This is a genomic window from Neisseria sp. P0001.S005 (assembly GCF_051963715.1).
Genome location: NZ_JBQCTZ010000473.1, coordinates 1 through 739, shown reverse-complemented (window position 1 = coordinate 739; position 739 = coordinate 1). Strand labels below are relative to the sequence as shown.

The 739-nt window shown below is 44.8% G+C and carries 3 protein-coding genes; all 3 read left to right on the top strand.

All coding sequences use genetic code 11. The features are described 5' to 3' along the window. Window positions 1–270 (top strand): 30S ribosomal protein S6 (gene rpsF, locus ACTHSP_RS21150; protein ID WP_440346898.1); only part of this gene is annotated, 270 nt, incomplete at its 5' end. Then, a complete protein-coding gene (priB, locus tag ACTHSP_RS21145) occupies window positions 267–569 on the top strand; it encodes a primosomal replication protein N (protein ID WP_188209290.1) in 303 nt (100 codons plus the stop codon). The genes rpsF and priB, both read left to right, overlap by 4 nt. Before the next feature lie 6 nt (window positions 570–575). Beyond that, the coding region (gene rpsR, locus ACTHSP_RS21140; protein ID WP_440346899.1) for a 30S ribosomal protein S18 at window positions 576–739 on the top strand (164 nt) is incomplete at its 3' end.

Here is a 739-nt window from a genome sequence, read left to right as displayed (position 1 = left end):
AAAATCCACCGTTTGGAAGACTGGGGCCGTCGTCAATTGGCTTACCCAATCAATAAAATCCACAAAGCACACTATGTTTTGATGAATATCGAAACTACTCCTGAAGTGGTTGAAGAGCTGGAAACTGCTTTCCGCTTCAATGATGCCGTACTGCGTCACCTGACCATCAAAACAAAACACGCTGTAACTGAAGCTTCCCCAATGCTGGGCGGCGAAAAAGCAAAAAACTTGCTGAACGGTGCAGCTGAAGAAGTTGCAGCAGCCGAATAAGATTGAACAATCTGATTAAGCTTACCGCCCGTATCTTGCAGGTTCAGCCTTTGAGATATACGCCGGCAGGAGTTCCTGTTTTAGATGTTGTGTTGCAACATGAGTCTTGGCAGGAAGAAAACGGACAGAAATGTCTGGTCAAATTTGAAATTCCTGCGCGGATTTTAGGTAAGCAGGCTGAGGAATGGCAGTATCGGCAAGATGCCGTCATCGAGTCGGAAGGTTTTTTGGCGCAACGCAGCCAACGCTTCCCCAAGCCGGTACTACGCATACAGAACATTAAAGAATATAAAGGTTAAACGACAATGGCTCGTCAATCATTCAAACGTAGAAAATTCTGCCGCTTTACGGCTGAAAAAATCCAAGAAGTTGATTACAAACAAGTTGATTTGTTGAAAGACTTCATCTCTGAAAACGGCAAAATCATCCCTGCCCGCATTACTGGTACTAAAGCACACTACCAACGTCA